A 722-nucleotide genomic window follows, 5' to 3' on the forward strand; every position below is an offset into this window, starting at 1 on the left:
CCAGCCGCGCCCGCCCCGCCGGCTTGTGCCCGTCGGCCCAGGCGACGGCGCGCACATAACCCACGGAGACGACGCCCGCGACCACGCCCGCCAGCACCGCCCAGAGCGCGACATCGAGGCTCGACCGGTAGGCCGGCACGGCATAGGTCGGCGCATCCGGCAGGAACGCCCACGAAACCCCGGTCGCCGTCAGCGTCGTCAGCAGCGCCGGCAGCACGAGACGCAGGCTCAGCATGCCGCGCAGCACCTCCAGCGCGAACAGCGCGCCGCCGAGCGGCACGCCATAGGCGGCGGCCATCCCCGCCCCCGCCCCGCACGCGACCAGCAGCCGCCGCTCGTCGTCCGACAGCGCCGCCCGGTCCGACACGAAATTGGCGAACACGGCGCCCGCCTGTTTCGGCGCGCCCTCGCGCCCCAGGGCGGCACCCATGGCGACGATCAGGATCGACAGCACCGCGCTGCACAGCGTGCGCAGCTTCGGCAGTCGGCCGGCGTGAAACCAGATGGCGGCGGTGATGTCGATGCCGTTGGCGCTGGTGAGCTGCGTCAGCAGCCACTGCCCGCCCGCCGTGAGCAGGCCGGCGGCGAGCAGCACGCCCACGTGCCACCACGCCGGCGCGGCGCGCGCCGCGTCCAGGATATCGATGCCGGGCCCGCCCCAGAGCAGGTGCTGCACCAGCTCCAGCAACCCGGTCAACGCGGCCGCGCCGAGCCCGGTGATG

At 74.9% G+C, this 722-nt stretch carries 1 protein-coding gene; it reads right to left on the reverse strand.

Annotated features, from left to right (window positions below; all coding sequences use genetic code 11):
• Positions 1 to 722: chloride channel protein (locus tag B8460_RS12750; RefSeq protein WP_199445641.1), on the reverse strand; the 722-nt coding region annotated here is incomplete at both ends.

Source organism: Acidisphaera rubrifaciens HS-AP3, from assembly GCF_000964365.1.
Classification (GTDB): Bacteria; Pseudomonadota; Alphaproteobacteria; order Acetobacterales; family Acetobacteraceae; genus Acidisphaera; species Acidisphaera rubrifaciens.